The sequence below is a fragment of the Halorientalis pallida genome, assembly GCF_049605515.1.
Taxonomy (GTDB): Archaea; Halobacteriota; Halobacteria; order Halobacteriales; family Haloarculaceae; genus Halorientalis; species Halorientalis pallida_A.
Genome location: NZ_CP187158.1, coordinates 1,022,169 through 1,039,071 on the forward strand (window position 1 = coordinate 1,022,169; position 16,903 = coordinate 1,039,071).

The 16,903-nt window shown below is 66.2% G+C and carries 14 protein-coding genes; 3 read left to right on the forward strand and 11 right to left on the reverse strand.

The features are described from left to right. The first annotated feature begins 15 nt into the window (after positions 1-15). Complete coding sequence (gene folP, locus ACOZ4N_RS06920) at positions 16-1,161, forward strand: dihydropteroate synthase (RefSeq protein WP_424019197.1); 1,146 nt, start codon at positions 16-18, stop codon at positions 1,159-1,161. Between the two features lie 188 nt (positions 1,162-1,349). Then, the gene (locus ACOZ4N_RS06925) at positions 1,350-2,036 is read left to right on the forward strand and encodes a 6-hydroxymethylpterin diphosphokinase MptE-like protein (protein WP_424019198.1); all 687 of its coding nucleotides are present in this window, start codon (positions 1,350-1,352) and stop codon (positions 2,034-2,036) included. Positions 2,037-2,075: 39 nt separating this feature from the next. On the opposite strand, the gene ACOZ4N_RS06930 is transcribed toward ACOZ4N_RS06925, so the two are convergent. From ACOZ4N_RS06930 to ACOZ4N_RS06940, 3 genes are all read right to left on the reverse strand, one after another. Further along, positions 2,076-2,774: a hypothetical protein gene (locus ACOZ4N_RS06930; protein ID WP_424019199.1), complete on the reverse strand. Its 699-nt coding sequence runs from the start codon at positions 2,772-2,774 to the stop codon at positions 2,076-2,078. Between the two features lie 63 nt (positions 2,775-2,837). Beyond that, positions 2,838-3,809 (reverse strand): quinone oxidoreductase family protein, encoded by a 972-nt coding sequence (locus ACOZ4N_RS06935; RefSeq protein ID WP_424019200.1) that lies wholly within the window; start codon positions 3,807-3,809, stop codon positions 2,838-2,840. Between the two features lie 82 nt (positions 3,810-3,891). Further along, positions 3,892-4,764: a universal stress protein gene (locus ACOZ4N_RS06940; RefSeq protein ID WP_424019201.1), complete on the reverse strand. Its 873-nt coding sequence runs from the start codon at positions 4,762-4,764 to the stop codon at positions 3,892-3,894. A 159-nt stretch (positions 4,765-4,923) separates the two neighbouring features. Between ACOZ4N_RS06940 and ACOZ4N_RS06945 the strand changes: the two genes are divergently transcribed. Beyond that, positions 4,924-6,351 (forward strand): FAD-binding oxidoreductase, encoded by a 1,428-nt coding sequence (locus tag ACOZ4N_RS06945; protein ID WP_424019202.1) that lies wholly within the window; start codon positions 4,924-4,926, stop codon positions 6,349-6,351. Positions 6,352-6,370: 19 nt separating this feature from the next. Here ACOZ4N_RS06945 and ACOZ4N_RS06950 read toward each other — a convergent pair whose 3' ends face one another. From ACOZ4N_RS06950 to ACOZ4N_RS06985, 8 genes are all read right to left on the reverse strand, one after another. Next, positions 6,371-7,063: a CDP-alcohol phosphatidyltransferase family protein gene (locus ACOZ4N_RS06950; protein WP_424019203.1), complete on the reverse strand. Its 693-nt coding sequence runs from the start codon at positions 7,061-7,063 to the stop codon at positions 6,371-6,373. Positions 7,064-7,163: 100 nt separating this feature from the next. Beyond that, positions 7,164-7,736 (reverse strand): GNAT family N-acetyltransferase, encoded by a 573-nt coding sequence (locus tag ACOZ4N_RS06955; RefSeq protein ID WP_424019204.1) that lies wholly within the window; start codon positions 7,734-7,736, stop codon positions 7,164-7,166. Between the two features lie 73 nt (positions 7,737-7,809). Further along, positions 7,810-9,504 carry a thiamine pyrophosphate-binding protein gene (locus tag ACOZ4N_RS06960; protein WP_424019205.1) on the reverse strand — a complete coding sequence of 565 codons (1,695 nt, stop codon included), beginning with the start codon at positions 9,502-9,504 and terminating at the stop codon, positions 7,810-7,812. A 126-nt stretch (positions 9,505-9,630) separates the two neighbouring features. Beyond that, the gene (locus tag ACOZ4N_RS06965) at positions 9,631-10,452 is read right to left on the reverse strand and encodes a hypothetical protein (protein ID WP_424019206.1); all 822 of its coding nucleotides are present in this window, start codon (positions 10,450-10,452) and stop codon (positions 9,631-9,633) included. Positions 10,453-10,564: 112 nt separating this feature from the next. Next, on the reverse strand, positions 10,565-12,010 hold the full coding sequence (locus ACOZ4N_RS06970) for an ATP-binding protein (RefSeq protein WP_424019207.1): 1,446 nt from the start codon (positions 12,008-12,010) through the stop codon (positions 10,565-10,567). Between the two features lie 138 nt (positions 12,011-12,148). Next, positions 12,149-14,521 carry a TRAP transporter permease gene (locus ACOZ4N_RS06975; RefSeq protein ID WP_424019208.1) on the reverse strand — a complete coding sequence of 791 codons (2,373 nt, stop codon included), beginning with the start codon at positions 14,519-14,521 and terminating at the stop codon, positions 12,149-12,151. A 42-nt stretch (positions 14,522-14,563) separates the two neighbouring features. After that, a complete protein-coding gene (locus tag ACOZ4N_RS06980; RefSeq protein WP_424019209.1) occupies positions 14,564-15,580 on the reverse strand; it encodes a TAXI family TRAP transporter solute-binding subunit in 1,017 nt (338 codons plus the stop codon). Between the two features lie 249 nt (positions 15,581-15,829). Further along, complete coding sequence (locus tag ACOZ4N_RS06985; protein ID WP_424019210.1) at positions 15,830-16,831, reverse strand: TIGR04024 family LLM class F420-dependent oxidoreductase; 1,002 nt, start codon at positions 16,829-16,831, stop codon at positions 15,830-15,832. Positions 16,832-16,903 lie beyond the last annotated feature (72 nt).

Genomic DNA, 16,903 nt, shown 5'->3' on the forward strand with positions numbered 1-16,903 from the left:
TTCCTTGGAGGTGGTATGCGCAACGTCGACGCAGCCGGGCTGGGAATCGGTGACGACTATCCGCCCCGCATCATGGGCGTGCTGAACGTCTCCAGCGAGTCGCCGTACGACCCCAGCGTCTACGACGACCCCGGAGAGGCCGCCGAGTACGTCGACGAGGAACTCATCGACGAGGGGGCCGACATCGTCGACGTGGGTCTGGAGTCGGCCAACAAGAAGTTCGACGTGCTCTCCGCCGAGCAGGAACTCGACCGGCTCGACACGGCCGTCGAGACGATCGAGAGCGTCTCGGGCGACGCCGTATTCTCCATCGAGACGCGCTATCACGAGGTCGCCGAGGCCGCCCTCGACCGCGGGTTCGACATGGTCAACGACATCTGCGGGTTCGCCGACCCGAAGCTACCCGAGGTCTGTGCCGACTACGACGTGGCCGTCGCGAAGATGGCCAGCCCGCCGGATCTGGAACGGCCGGGCGCAATCGAGGACGTCGACGACATCTACGACGCCCTGGAACTGAACGGGTTCACCGACAAGACGATCCTCGACCCCGCGTTCGGCGGCTGGAGCGAGGACAAGACGACCGACGACGACCGCGAGACGTTCGACCGGCTCCGTGAGTTCCGCGGCTACGGCTACCCCCTGCTGGTCTCGATCAACCGGAAGAACTTCCTCCGGGAGATCGCCGGCCGGACGACCGAGGAGGCCCTCCCCGTGAGCCTCGCGGCCACGGCGATGGCCGTCGAGCGCGGCGCGCACGTGATCCGGACCCACGACGTGGAAGAGACACGCGACGCCGCGCTGGTTGGCGACGCGTTCACCCGCGAACGCGTCCGGACGCCCGAAGTCGAGGAACTCGACGTGACCACGACCGGCGAGGTGAGCCGCCATCTCGACCGGCTCGGCGTCGATGGTACCTACGCCGACGACGCCGTAGTCCGGGTGTTCGAGGTATCTGGGCTCGACCGGGAGGCCGCAGACCTGCTCCGAACCGAGGCCAGCACGTACGGCGTCACGGCCGTCGAGAGCGGCGGAGACGGCGACGGACGCGAACTCCTCCTGTTCGGGACGGTCGGTTCCCTCCGGCGATTGACCGCAGGTGTCGACGGAGATGGGGTCGCGCCGGTCCTGGCTGCGATTACGGACGGGCTACCGGACCCGTAAGCCCCGCTTACTCGTCAGCCGTCAGCCGCCGTACGACGGCCGCCCGGACCGTCTGACGAAGACAAAACTTATGCCAGATCCGCCAGAACAGGGGGGTGAAGGCCGAAAGGGCACCCGGGTAGGGGTACCAGGTTGTGCCACTTCGGCTCACCTCGATTTATATAGGACCGAACCGGTGAGCGCGTAGCATGGAATTTCGTACCTGGGAACCCGTCTACGAGGCGATCCTCGCGGACTTCGGATACGACCGGGAGGCCGACGAACACGCCCGCGACGTACTCGCCGACCTCGTCGAGCCGTTCGACACGTTGCGGCTGGACTGTTCCGACCAGCGCGTCGCGATAGCTGGGGCCGGGCCGTCGCTGGACGAGGAAACCGACCGGGCGGCCGAGGCCGACGCCGTGATCGCCGCGTCGACGGCCGCCGATACCCTCCGTGAGGCCGGCGTCACCGTGGACTGCATGGTCACCGACCTCGACAAGAACCCGGAGACGGCCCGAAAACTGACCCACGAGGGGGTCCCGGTCGCGGCCCACGCCCACGGCGACAACGTCGCGGCCGTCCGCGAACTGGTCCCGGCGTTCGAGGGCGGGCAGGTACTCCCGACGACGCAGGCCGAGCCGTCGGGGCCGGTCGAGAACTTCGGCGGGTTCACCGACGGGGACCGGGCCGCGTTCCTCGCGGACCACTTCGGCGCAGCCGAACTGGTGTTCGTGGGCTGGGACTTCGACGATCCGGACGTGAGCGAGGCGAAACGGCGGAAACTCGGCTGGGCCGAACGATTGCTCCACTGGCTCGAACAACGACGCGGCGAGCGGTTCGACGTGCTGGAGGGGCGGCGGGACACGCTCACGCTGTCGTGGATGGACGACTGAACGGGATCAGTCGCGGTCGAACCGCCCGACTGAACGGGATCAGTCGCGGTCGAACCGCCGGTCGAGTTCGGACAGCGCTCGCTCGACCACGGTTTCTTCGGCCCGTTCCAGCACCCGCATCACCTCGTCGGTGTACTCGACGGTGACCGAGGGGAGTCGCGCGGCCAGCGGACCGCCGAACACGTCGCCCGGTTCGATCTCAGTCTCGAAGACGTACGCGTCCGGGTCCTCGCGGAGCGGGTCGGTGAAGGTGAAGTGCGTCTGCACGAGGTCGCGGGCGTGATCGCGATCCAGCGCGTCGACGGCGGCGGCCCAGAAGTCCGACTCGGGCGACTCGACCAGCGGTCGGGCGGCCTCGGCCAGCCGGCGCTGTCTGTCGAGTTGGGCCTGCTCGATGGTCCGACGCCGGTCGCCCCGGACACTGGGTCGGAGGTGGTCGAGATACACGTCGGCGTCGCGGATGCGGTCGCGGTACTCCTCGAAGTCGCTTTCGCCGTCGGCGGCGTAGGCCAGGACCGGTTCGAACTGGTCGAGGACCTGTCGGCGGTACGCCCGCAACTCCGGGCGGACGACGCGCTGGTCGAGGCGGCGGCTGTTCTTGAGGAGTCTGTTGAGCAGTCGGCCGCTGGTCCCCGATTCGCCACGCAATACGGCGACCACGTCGAACTCGTCGTAGGCTGTGTCGACGATATCGGCGACGAACTCCTCGAACCCGGCTCGGACGGCCTCACGGGTCATCACCCGGGCTAGGGACTACCGGTTCCTAATGGTACTGGTCGCTTCGAGCCGGGAGACCGCGGCTCAGGGCGTCAGGACGACCTTCCCGCTGGACTTGCGGTCCTCGATGTACTGGTGGGCCTCCGCGGCGTCTTCGAGGTCGAAGCTCGTGCCGACGATCACCTCGAGGTCGCCCGATTCGAGCTGGCCCGTCAGCTTCGGGACGGCCTGGAACACGCGACCCGGGTCGCGGTACATGGCCTGCCCGAGGTGGTAGCCGATGACGGTGTGGTTGTTGAACAGGAGGTCGGCCGTGTTGGGCTGGCCCGGTTCGCCCGATGCCGCGCCGAACGAGACCATCCGGCCGAAGTGAGTCAGCGCCTTCAGGCTCTCGGTGGTCGTTTCGGAGCCGATGCCGTCCAGCACGAGGTCGACGCCGTCGCCGTCGGTGATGTCGTTGACCTGCTCGACGAAGTCCTCCTCGGTGTACTGGATCGGGTGGTCACAGCCCAGTTCCTCGGCGAGTTCGAGCTTCTCCTCGGTACTCGCGGTGCCGAACACTTCCGCGCCGGCGTTGCTGGCCAGCTGGACGGCGGCGGTCCCGACCCCGCCCGCGGCGGCGTGGATCAGCACCTGCTCGCCCTCGGTCATGTCGCCCCACTCGAACAGGCAGTTGTGGGCTGTCAGGAACTGGACCGGGAAGCCTGCGCCTTCCTCGTAGGACATGTCCTCCGGGAGGTCGAACAGACCTGCGGCGTTGGCGATGGCGTACTCGGCGTAGCCGCCCTCCTCGACGAAGCCCATCACTTCGTCGCCGACCTCGCGGCCGACGCCCTCGCCGACGGCGTCGACGACACCCGCGACTTCCATCCCGGGGACGTACGGCGGCTCCGGACCGCCCTGATAGTGCCCGCGGCGCTGCATGATGTCCGCGAAGTTGATCCCCGCGGCCTCGACCTCGATCCGGACCTCGCCCGACCCGGGCTCCGGTTTCTCCCGTTCGTTGACCTCGATATTCTCGTTTCCGCCGAACTCTGTTACCTCAGCTACCTTCATGGCCTTACAATGGAAACCCCTCTATGTAAAGTCCCCCGGTTTGGGGGAACTTTGCCGTTGTGGAGAGTTGTCCGAGTGGGGACTATCGGGCACGTTTCCGGGCCATCAGGACCGGGATCGGTGACGACCTGACGAGTTTCGACGTGACACCGCCCCAGAGAAATCGGCCGAAATCCGACGCTTCGCCGGTGCCAAGGACGACCAGGTCGATGTCCTCGTCGTCGATGAACGATCGGATCTCCTGATAGGGTTGTCCCTGCCGGACGGCGGTTTCGAGCGAGTCGACCCCGGCGTCCGCTGCACGGGTCCGGGCGTCCTCGATCGTTTCCTCGGCCGTTTCGGTGAGTCGCTCCGTCGTGCTGGCCGACCGAACATCGGGGCCGAGCGATGCCGTCTCGGCGACGGTGAGGAGGTGTAGCGTCGCGCCGGTCGCGTCGGCGACGTCGATCCCGGCCGAGAGGGCCCGGTTGGCCGCGTCGCTCCCGTCGGTCGGAACCAGCACCCGCTCGGACGGATAGGTGAACGCGAACTCCGACCCGGGGTTGCAGACGAGCACGGGGACCGGAGCCGACGCGATTACCCGCTCGGTGACGCTTCCGAGGAGGACTCGTTCCAGCCCGCGCCGCCCCCGGGTCGGCATGACGACGAGGTCGATGTCGTACTCGGCGGCGTAGTCGACGATCGTCGGTGACGGGTCACCCTGCAGCACCGCCGTCTGGACGGTGACACCCCAGTTTCGGGCCTGCTCACCGACATCGTCGACGATCCGTTCACCCTCCTCCACGAGGGCGTCGACGATCTGACCGCGGACGTTCGTCACGCTGTCCCGTGTCGTATCCGCGACGTTGAGCACGTGGACCGCCGCGTCGTGAGCCGCCGCGATCTCGAGGGCCACGTCTGCGACCGCCGTCGCCTCCTCGCTCCCGTCGGTCGGCAGCAGGATTCTGTCGTACATACGTCCAGATGACACGGCGGACCAATAAAAGAGCAGGTCGACCCCGGAATCGCGCTGCTCACCCGCATTTCCGGCGAGGACTGGCTGGCAGTGAACACCCCACCAGAACCGACAGCGTACGGCATGGATTTAAGCCGGCCCGCGCGTGGGTGTACAACAATGCCACACGACTGTTCGTTTCTGACGGACGTGCTGCCCGACGAGCAGGTGTCGTTCGGAGACTCAGACAGGGACAACCACGCGGGCGACTGGGCCTCCGACGGTGCCGGGACGGGCGTCAAACCGGACGCCGTCGTCTGGCCCGAGTCGACCGAGGAGGTGTCGGCGGTCCTGGCCGCCGCCGACGAACGCGGCGTCCCCGTGACACCGTACGCCGCGGGCACCAGCCTCGAAGGGAACCCCGTTCCCGAGTACGAGGGCGTCAGCATGGACATGACGCGGATGAACGACGTGCTTGAGGTCCGTCCCGAGGATTTCCAGATCGACGTGCAACCCGGTGTGATGGGCGACGTGATCGACGAGGAAGTCGGCACTCACGGCCTCTTTTTCCCGCCGCTGCCCTCCTCCGGCGATATCTCCACCATCGGCGGCATGATCGCCAACGACGCCAGCGGCATGCAGACGGTCAAGTACGGCGAGATCGCCGACTGGGTGCTGGAACTGGAGGCCGTCCTCGCCGACGGCTCCGTGATCACGGCCGGCTCGAAGGCCGTCAAGACCTCCAGTGGCTACAACCTGAAGGAACTCCTGATCGGGAGCGAGGGCACCCTGGGCGTCGTGACGCGTGCGACGCTGGAACTCGAAGGCCGACCACAGCAGATCCGGGGCGGGCGGGCGATCTTCCCGACGCTCGACGACGCCGCCGAGGCGGTCATGGACGCGATCCAGTCCGGCGTGGACGTGGCCAAGATCGAACTCGTCGACGACGTGAGCGCCGAGATCGCCGCGGACTACGCCGACGGCGACGCCGACCTCCCGCCGGACCCGATGGTCTTCCTGGAGTTCCACGCCAACCACGGGATCGAGGAGGAGATCGACTACTGCCGGTCGATCTTCGAGGCTCACGACGTCGAGCGGTTCGAGATGGCCGCGGAGGAGGAGATGGATCAGCTCTGGAAGGCCCGCGCGGAACTCGCCTTCGCGATCCAGATGTGGGAGCCAGACCTCCAGCCGCTCCACCCCGGCGACATCACCGTGCCGATCAGCAAGCTCCCGGAGATCATCCGCTACGCCAAGGATCGAGGCGCGGAAGACGACATCGTCGTCCCCTGCTTCGGGCACGCGGGCGATGGGAACGTCCACTACTCGGTCATGGTGAATCTGGACGACCCCGAGACCATCGCGACCGGCGAGGAGGTCTACACCGACATCGTGGAACGCGCGATCGAGATGGGCGGCACCTGCACCGGCGAACACGGCGTCGGCCGCGGGAAACGGAAGTACCTCGTCCAGGAACACGGCGAGGAGAGCGTCGAGGCGATGCGGGCGCTCAAACGTGCCCTGGACCCCAGGGACACGCTGAATCCGGGGAAGATCTTCCCCGAGACGGCGCAGGGCGAGCGGGTGCGGGCGGAGAGCGACGACTGAGTACCGCGACGATCGAGATTCAGACCCCGAATTCGAGGACCAGCGCGAGCGCGACGACGACGAGCGCCAGCAGTCCAGCGACGGTGTGACTGCCGACGGTCTTGTAGCTCCGGTAGTTCGAGATCATCAGCGGTGCGGCGGGCAGGACGGTCGCGGCGGCCAGCCAGCCGTTCCACTGGCCGAAGAAGGCGGCGAGAAAGTAGTTGGCGACCACCAGCACGTTGAGGTGGACGACGGTGATCCCCCGGTAGTAACTCGTGCCCTCGTCGTCGTCGAGTCCCTCGCTGGCGAACCGAACCAGTCGGAGGAGCCCGAACGCGAGAACGGTGAAGCCGACGACGACGCTGAGGAACGTGGCGGGCGACAGGACGAAGTGATAGATCGCGACCGCGGGAACGAGATAGGTGAACACGTCGATGAACGCATCGATGTGGCGGCCCATCGTCGTCGGTTCGCCGAACTCCCGGGCGTAGAACCCGTCGAGTTTGTCGAAGCCGAAGGCGATCAACATGGAGACGAGCGCCCAGTTGGGTTCGCCGGTCGCGATCAACATCGTCGCCGTCCAGCCGAAAAACAGCGCCACGAGGCTGATGTAGTCGGCGACGCCGAGACTGAACAGCATGTACTCCTCGTCGGCCGGTGGTTTCCGCCGGTCGACCTGTCGCCTGACGTTCCGCACGGCTGTTCGAACGTGTGTTTTGACGTCGGTCATGGGCCCCTTCCCTGTTTATACCGAAATATAACTGACTGTATAAAGGTAACTAAAAGTACTATATAGGGCCGTATGCCGCCCCGTTCGGGTCCGTTCGGCACTACAGGGGTTTCGTCCTGCGGCGCTCGAACCCGAACAGGTGGTAGTAGCTGACGCGCTTTTCCGGTTCGAACCCGTTGGCGGCGAAGACGCGCCTGGAGGGGACGTTGTCCACGGCGACGAGTGCGTTTGCGCGGTTTGCGCCCCGACTCGCCGCCTCGCGGAGTGCCCGGCTGACCAGCGCCGTGGCGATGCCCCGGTTCCGGTGGTCGGGGTCGACGAACACCCGCCAGACGTACGCGCCGTCGAACAGGCGCTCCGAGTCCAGCGCCTCGACGTAGACCGGGCGGTTGTGGCTCAGGAAGCAGTAGCCCACGAGGTCGCCGTCGATCCGGGCGGTGATCACCCGGTCGATGGGGGCCGGTTCGACGAAGGCATCGGCCTCCGACCGGTCGAGTTCCCCCGCGCGGCGACAGTCGATAACGACGCCGGCGGGCGCTGTGGGGTCGGGCACGGTCGTCAGGTCGCAGACGTACTGGTCGAGTTTGGCGACTTTGATCCCGAGGTCGGCGAGGGCCTCGTACATCTGCCGACCGTACGCGTTGCGCGTCAGCCGCCACAGCGGATTCTGCACGATCCGGCGGTAGTCGCCCCGTCGAAAAAATACCTGTCGACCGGACAGCCCGTGGCGGGTCGGTGAGGGCGATTCAGTCGTGGACCAGCACGTCCAGTACGTCCGTGCCCTCCCGATCCAGCGCGTCGGCGAATGTGTCGGCGATCTCGTCGGCCGTCTCGACGCGGTGGCCCCGCGCGCCGTGACTCTCGGCGTTTTTCACGAGGTCGACCGGCGGTTCGAAGTCCATCCCGACGTAGTCGTGGTCCTCGTCGTCACCGCCGAAGATGGAGATAGTGTTGTCCTTCAGGATGCGGTAATTGCGGTTGTCCGGGATCACGACGGTGAGGTCGAGGTCGTGGCGGGCCGCGGTGTAGATCGAGTGCGGGTAGTAGAGGTACGAGCCGTCGCCGATGTACCCTACCACGTCGCGGGGGTCCTCGGTCATCGATTCGGCCAGGGCCGCGCCGACCGAGGCGGGGAGGCCGTAGCCGAGGCCGCCGCCCTTGTTCGAGATCATCTGTTCGGCCTCCATCTCCCAGCGGATCAGGAGGGGGTACTTGGAGGTGACGCCCTCGTCGACGATGTAGGCGTCCGGCGCGGTCGCTTTGAGCGCGTCGACGAGTTCGGCCTTGGAGGCACGGGTCTCGCCCTCGGGTGTCTCGTCCTCGCTCATCGACTGGATCGTACTGGCCAGCGCCTGCTTGGTGGTCTCGACGCTGTCGATCCGGCGCTCTCGCTCCGCGTCGTCGATCCGGTCTTCGAGACGCTCGGCCAGCTGGTCCATGACGAGGCCGGGGTCGCCGACGACGGCGGCCTGTGCCGGGTGGTTCTTCCCGACTTCCCAGGCGTCGTCGGAGATGTGGATGCAGGTGGTGTCGCTGTCGACCAGCGCGTTCTCGTGGTTCAGCAGGGTCGTGTGGGTGGACGTACCGACGAACACGAGCGTGTCGGTGTCCATGAGCATGCTCGCGACGCCTTCGTTGGGCGGGATGTGGGAGATCCACTGCGGGTGTTCGCCGGGGAAGTTCACCTCGCAAGAGAGTATCTCTGCGTGGACGCGCGCGCCGGCGGCCTCGGCGAAGTCGACGGCGGCGTCGACGGCATCGGCCCCCGAGCGAGCGACGTGATCGCCCAGGATCAGGACGGGGTCGTCGGCCTCGGCGAGCAGGTCGGCCGCCCGCTCGATCTGGCCGGCGTCGCCCGGCCCGGCGTTCGGGATCGGGCCCAGCGGTTCGATTGCCTCTGGGTCGGTCTCGGACAGCATCACATCCTGGGGAAGTCCCAGGAAGACCGGTCCCGTCGGCGGTGTCAGCGCGACGCGGAAGGCGCGCCGGAGCATCGTCGGCAGGGCCGTCACGTCGAGTACTTCGTCGGACCACTTGGTGAACTGGTCGACCATCGCCTCCAGATCGCCGTGGAGGAGTGGTTCCTCGTGGCGGAAGTCCCGCTCGTGGTTGCCGGCGGTGATGACCAGCGGTGTGCCCGCGAACTGGGCGGCGTAGGTGTTGCCGACGCCGTGGGCCAGGCCGGGCGTGATGTGGAGGTTGACGACGCCGGCCGGCATCACGTTCTCGTCGTGATGGGCGTGGTAGCGGCGGGTACTTGCGTAGCCCGAAGCCATCCCGACCGCGATGTCCTCGTGCAGTCCGAGGACGTATTCGAGGTCGCTCCGACTGATCGCGTCGAGGACCGGCAACTCCGTCGTCCCGGGGTTGCCGAAGACGTGTTCGACGCCGTACTGCTCCAGCGCGTCGACGAACAGATCCGAACCGGTATAGCCTGTCATGGAGATACTGTGTCTGCGGCGGGCACCCCTAAAATAGTTACACACCAGGCCTGAGGGGTTACCAGCGGCTTTCAGCGACGACCGCTCGGAAAAATCTGTTAACTCGGGTTCCACCCCGATCGTTATCTACGCGCCGGACAGGCGGCCGAAGAAGCCGCCAGTTCCGCCGTCGTCTCCGCCGTCGCCGCCGTCGGCGGTGAGACAGGTCGTCTCCGTCACCGTCTCGCCGTCGTGGACGACGACGATCTCCTCGGGCGCGTCGTCGAGGCCAGGCGCGACCGCGACGTACTCGTGGCTGACGATCTTCTGTGTGCACACATCGGCATCTTCGGGTCGTTCGGTAACCACCTCGAAGCGGACGGTCCCGTCGGATTCGGACACGTCGGCCAGTTTCGGGTCGCTACACGTGTCGGAGGCGACGATGGTCCCACGGACGACGGGCACCCCGCCACAGACCGCGTCGGCCGAGTCCTCGGTCTCGTTGCCGGTTCCGGTCGTCACGAACACGTCGCCCGAGCCGCCGTCACAGGACTTCTTCGTGACTTCCGTGCCGTTGTGGACGACGACGACCTCGTCAGGCGCGTCGTCGTAGCCCGCGACCGTCGCGACGTACTCGTGGCCGACCAGCGCCTGCGTGCAGAACGTCAGTGGCCCGGTGTCGTCGACCGTCTCCAGTTCCAGTCGGAGCGTCCCGTCGGTCAGGCTCGCGCTGGCCACTGCGGGTTCCGCACAGCCGTTCGCGGCGACGATAGTCCCAGTGACGACCGTCGCGCCGCCACAGGTGATCTCCGCGTCCTCGTCGAGGTCGCTGGTCTCCCCCGTCGTCGTCAGTGTCGTGGTCAGGCCGTCGGCTCCGGGTCGACCCCGGCCCCGGGCGTTCGCCACTCCGGATACGCCAGTCGTTGCCACGCCGATGCCGACTGCCTGCAGGTACTGTCTCCGGTTCATATCCCCACGCCAGTATGTTCAATTGAACTTGTTTTCAATCTTTCCGCTAGTATAACAAGTGCCGGTCAGGACGAACTTCGGGGGCTGGGCGACGGGAGCTATTCGAACCGCGCTAGGCAGTGTATTTGGGGATCCGTACTCTGAACACGGCCCCGCTGTCCCCCGGTGTGGATTCGGGTGGGATGTCCGTGTCCTCGCGGTCGTCGACCCAGACGCGGCCGCCGTAGGCCTCTGCGAGTCGGTTGACGAGGTACAGCCCGATTCCGGTGCCCGGGCTCTCGGTCCCCATCTCACCTTTGCCGAAGATCTCGTCTTTCTGGTCGTCCGGGATGCCGGGGCCGTCGTCGGCGACGCTGACGATCACGTCCTCGGCTTCCTCCTCGACGACGACCCAGACGGTCGGGTCGTCGCTGTCGTTGTGGCGCACGGCGTTGCTCAGGAGGTTACCGACGAGCGACCGGAGTAGCTCGTTGGCGCAGACGTCGACCGACGGCACGTCCCCGACGACGGATATTGTCACGTCGTCGGCCGTGCGGCGCTTCTCGACCTCGGTGGTGACGACGGGCTCCAGCGGGACCGGTTCGAGGTCGAACGTCTCACCGTGGGCGATGGAGTCGACGATGTCGCCGACGACGGTTGTCAGCTCTGCGATGTGTTCGGAGGCGTCCTCGATGCGGTCGAGATACTCCCAGGGCTCGCCCTCCGCGGACTGTTTGGCGACTTCGGCCCAGCTGAGGAGGAGTTGCACGTCGTTGTTGATGTCGTGTCGCACGAGGCGGTTGATGACCGCCAGTTCCTCGTTCGTCGCGGCCAGTTCCCGTTCGCGGCGTTTCTGCTGGGTGATGTCCCGCGAGATGAGCTGGAAGGACTCGTCGCCACTGCCCTCCGTGATCGGGACGGCGATGTTGTGGAAGTGACGGACGCCGATACTGTCCTGAAAGGTGACCGCGCTCCCGGCGGTGATTGCCCGCTTGCCCTCCTCGATCCGCCCCTGCGCCACGTCGCCCGGCACCACGTGGCCGAGTTGCTGGCCGATCAGGTCTTCTTCGTCGGCCCCGAAGGAGGTCGCCATCGCGCTGTTGGCGGCGACGATGGTGCCGTCGGTGTCGACGTGGACGATCTCGTCGGGCGTGTTGTCGACGAGCATCTCGTACCGGTTGCGGGCCCGCTGTTGCGCCACGACGTTTTTGATCCGGTTGGCGAGCAGTTCCAGCCGGTCCTGGGCCGCGATCTCGTCTTTCTTGAAGTACTCGTCGACGCCGGCACTCATGGCGTGACTGGCCACCATCTCGTCGCCCTCGCCGGTCACCATGACGAACGGGATGCCGTACCGATCCTCGATCCGCCGGTACAGTTCGAGTCCGTTCATCTCCGGCATCTGGTAGTCACTGACCACGCAGTCGACGGATTCGTCTTCGAGGATCGACAGCGCCTCGGCACCGCTGTTTGCGGTTCGCGTCGCGATCCCGTGTTCCTCGCCGAGTTTGTCGGCGGTGACGCTCACGAAGAAGTCACTGTCGTCAACGACCAGCACATCCAGGGTATCCGACGCGAGCATAGCCACTGTAGCAGGGGACGGTGCAAAGTATCCATCGTCTCCGTATTCAGGACTGATACTGTCCCCCGCAGGCGTCGCTGGACGGTCGTCGGTGCGGCGTTCACTCTAAAAATCGGCGGGGGAGAGAGAACGCTGCGGTCAGCGGTCCCGCGCTCGTGGCGCGGGCGTGATGGCCGTGGGCAGTCGGTCGATCTGGGTCAGCGCGAGGCCGGCCAGCGCGATGGCGGCCGCGGTGATCTGCAGCATCATCGTCACGCCGCTCCCGACGTAGACGCTCATCGCTGGGGCGTACAGTGCCACCATGGCGAGGCCGAGGTACGCCGCCCGGTGCGGGACCCCCAGGACGTGCCGGCCGTCGAAGCCGATGGTCGTGGCCGTGAGCGCGATGACGCCGATGAACACGCAGAACACCGCGACCGGCGTCGCGGTCAGCGACCAGTTGACGAGGCTGTCGTTGGCCACGAGCGCGTACGGGATCAGGAAGCCGGCCGCACCGATCTTCAGCGCCTGCTTGGCCGAGATCATGAACCCGCTGTTGGCGATCCGGGAGCCGACGGCGACACCGACCGCGACCGGCGGCGTGATCGCCGACAGCATCGCGAAGTAGAACACGAACAGATGGGCCGTGATCTGGGTCACACCCAGTTCGACCAGCGGCCGCACCAGAAGCGTCGCGACGAGAATGTAGGCCGCCGGCGTCGGCATTCCGAGGCCGAACAGGATGCTCGTGATCATCGCCAGGATCAGCACGATGAGCAGGATGCCGCCGCCCAGCGCGACCATCCGAACGCTGATCTCGGCGGTCAACCCGGTCTGGGTGAGCATGCTGATGATGATACCCATCGCGGCCAGGACACCCACGAGCGGGGCCATGTCCATCGCGCCGCGACGGAATCCCTTGAGCGTCCGGTAGACAGTCCCGGCGAACGCATCGAGCGTCCGCACGAGAGTCGTTCGGATCGGGACGCCGGAATCGGTGGCGTCGGCGTCACCCTCGTCGGTGATGCCGCCGAGGTTGCGGGCCAGCGTCGCGACCGGATTCCCCAGAACCATCGTCCCGATCATCGTCAGTGAGGTGTACAGGCCCGCGGCCATCGGCGAGAGCTGCATGACCACGAGCGTGTAGACCAGCACCGACATCGGGATGGCGAAGTGCGTGCCGTCGAAGAAGCGGGCCACCGCACTCGCGAAGTCCTCGGCGGGGCTGGTGTCGGCCCCCGACAGTGCCACGGCCTGTACCAGGCGGACGGCGACGAGCGCACCCAGTGCGGCCGCGGCCGCCTCGAAGAGACTGCGGCCGACGACGGACCGAATCACGTAGAACGCGCCCACGACGACCAGCGCGTACAGCGTCTTCAACAGCGCAGCCTGACTGAACAGGGACGCCAGGATACCGGGGCCGTCCGTGTTCTCGGTCGTCCAGCCGTACCGAAGGACGGCGAACTGGACGGCGACCCCGACGGAGAAGTAAAACAGGAGCGCCGGGATGATCGCAGCCTGGATCACCCGGACGTAAGAGACGCCCAGGATGTCGGCCATCAGGAACGCGGCGACGCCCATCACGGGCGGCATGATCTGCCCGCCGGAGGAGGCGACGCTCTCGATGGCGGCCGCGTAGTCCTTCCGCACGCCCTGCTCTTTCATCATCGGGATCGTAAAGGAGCCGGTGGTCGCGGCGTTGGCGGCCGCGCTCCCGGTGATCGACCCCATCGCCATGCTGGAGATGACGGCGACGTGGACGACACCACTCTTCAGGTTCTCACCGAGTTTCTGTCCGAGGCCCAGGATCACGTCCAGCGCGCCGAACTCGCGGGCGAGTCCGGCGAACATGATGAAGATGGCGACCCAGGTGGCACCGATCTCCATGATGAACCCGAAGGCACCGGTGAGCCGGACCGCACCGTAGGTCGCGACACCCTCGAGGGAGAACCCCGGGTGCTGGAGGAAGCCGGGCATCAGTTCCCCGAAGTAGGCGTAGAGTACCGAACCGACTGCGACGAGGGCGATAGACCAGCCGTAGGCCCGCCGTGTCGCGTCGATCGCCAGGGTGACGATGATCAGCCCGACGTACAGGTCGAGGTTCCGGAACCCGGAGATGAGAGCCGGACCGTCGAGGCGCAGGTAGTTGGTGAAGACGTGGTAGCTGGCCGCGATGGCGGCGACCGCCAGCGCGACGCAGACGAGGCCGTCGACGATCCTGACGAGTCGATACGGCCGGTCGGACAGCCAGTCCGTCACCACGGTCGCGTCGCTGCGGTCGGTCGGGTCCTCGGCGACTGACAGGGCCTGTGCGAGGTAGTACAGGGCCGTCCCGACGCCGAAGAAGCCGACGGCGAACTTGGCACGGACGAGGGGTCTGGCCCAGGCGAAGTACAGCGTCACGGCGGTGAGACCGACGCCGATGAGCGTGATCAGGACCAGCAGTACTTGTTCGGCTATCCCCCGGTCGCGGAAGGCGCTAAGATCCTCACGCGGCGACCAAATCTCGGTTTCTGACGTGATATCGGTCATAGTAATCGAAAACGTGGTTGCGGCGGCACTCGGCCCCGGACGCTACTGTTCGGCGACCGTGTACTCGTCGTTCCAGATGCCCTGTTCCTTGTAGAAGTCGGCGGCCGCGGGGTGGAACGGCAGGGTCGTGTACCCGTTCTCGATCCAGAACTCGCCTTCTTCCATCCGGCCGAGCAGTGCGTTCTGCTCCCCGAGGCCGTCGCGGTTGGCCCACAGCGTCTCCAGGAACGTGTAGAGCGTGTCGTAGTCGAAGTCGTCCCGGGTGACGAAGTTGTAGGCGAGCGCCGGCGTGTTCAGCGTGTCGGGCGCGTACCCGTACCCTTCGAACTGCGTCGTGTCGACCTCGCTCATGATGATCGACGGGTCCTGTTCGAGTTCGGAGACCACGTTGCTGGGGAACTGGAGCAGGCGGAGGTCGACCGTACTCTTCATCTGCTGGAGCCAACTCGGCTCGACCGCGAGGTTGACGAAGGTACCGGCTCCGGCGTCCAGGCGGCCCTCGCTCATCGCACTGCCCTGTTCGCCGTAGCCGATACTGATGCGTTCGTAGTCCTCCGTGGCGAAACTGAGCGCGTATTCGAGCATCTCCGCAGTCCCCGAACCGCTCGGGGTCGGCGAAATCCGGTCGCCCTGACCGATGTCTTCGACGCTGGTCCAGCCGTCGTTGGCCGAACACATGAACCAGGCCAGGTCGTACAGGTGGAAGGTCTGGACCGGCGTGAAATCGAGGTTCTTGAACGGCTTCTCCCCGTTTGCGATCTTGCTCGCCGTCCAGTTTTGAATATAGGCGATGTCGGACTGGTCCTGGCTGAGTCGACCGATGTTAGCGTTGGTCCCCTCGCTGGGCTGGGCCTGTACGCTCACCGTGTCGTTGTTCTGGTTGACGACGTTTGCGATGACCGTACTCATCGTGTAGGCCGCAGTGTCCTGGGTCGAGGTCGTCATGACCATCTCGCCGTCTGCACCGGGGGCCTCACCGCTCCCACTGCCGTCGTCGCCGAAACACCCGGCGAGTCCAGCGGCACCGACGAGCCCTGCAGTACCGAGCGAACGCTTCATGAACGACCGCCTATCGACGGCATCTAATGTGGATTCTCCACGCATAGGAACCCAATTAACGTTTACTGCATATATAGCCTTTCATAATAGAAGTGTAAAAGTGAATAGTATCTGTCTTAACAGTTGGCTGTGTTATACAGTGCCTACCATATAATATTTTCCCGCCTCTCGCTCCGGAATGTGGACGAGGTGACTCGGGTGGCCGATTCGGTCCCGGACGAGTCCCCTCGTCAAAGATACGCGTTCCTATCAGTTATCCGGTGCGAGCGTCTCGATGGTCCGCTGGATGTCCGCCTGTTCGGCCGCGCGGGGGAAGGAGACGGATGCGGAGGTGACGCCGTCGATGGCCTCGAACTCGTCGATGCGGTCCCGGCACTCCTCCGGTGTGCCCGCCACCGCGAGTTCGTCGAGTAGATCGTCCGGGAACTCCGCGACGATTTCCTCGCGGTCGCCGTCGTCCCAGTTGTCCGCGATGTCGTGGGCCAGGTCCTCGTAGCCCTGGCGGGCCAGCGCGTCCCGGTAGAACGTGCCCATGCCGCCGATATAGAAGCAGATGTGTTGTTTGACGAGTCTGCGCGCTCGCTCGCGGTCCTCGTCTACACAGCAGGTCAGCGAGACCGTGACTTCCTGGTCGCTCCGGTCCCGGTCACCGAGGTCGGCACCGTGGTCGAAGTCCTCCAGGCGATCGCGGAGGCCGTCTTTCGTGAGCATCAGGGCGTGCCAGCCGTCGGCGAAGCGCCCGGCGAGTTCGACGGACTTGGGCCCCATCCCGGCGGCGTCGATCTGGGGCATCTGTTCGGGCGGCTCACAGCGCAGGCGGAACCCGTCGAGGTCGTAGTACTCGCCGTCGTAGCTAACGGTCTCGCCGGAGAGGACCTGCTTGACGACCTCGACGGTCTCGCGGGTGTACTTCAGCGGGTTGGCGAAGTCCTTGCCGTGCCAGTTCTCGATGACGATGGGACCCGACGGGCCGAGGCCGAGGCGGAAACGGCCGTCCGAGACTTCCTGGAGGGTGGCGGCGGTCTGGCCGATGAGGGCGGCCGACCGGGAGTAGATGGGCATGATGGAGGTCCCGATGCCGATCTCGTCGGTGCCGTGGGCGATGCTCGTGAGTGTGGTCACCGCGTCCCGGCCCCAGGTCTCGGGGAGCCACGCGCGGTCGTATCCCAGCTCCTCCGCGGTCTGGGCCTGTTCGACGAGGGTATCCACGCTGGGCTGTGCCGCAACCGGCAGGAATACGTCGCGTGCCATACCATCTCACCGACCGGGACCGGCAAATAAGTTGCCGCCTCGGCGCGCCAGTTCGACCGTGAGGCGGTGCTA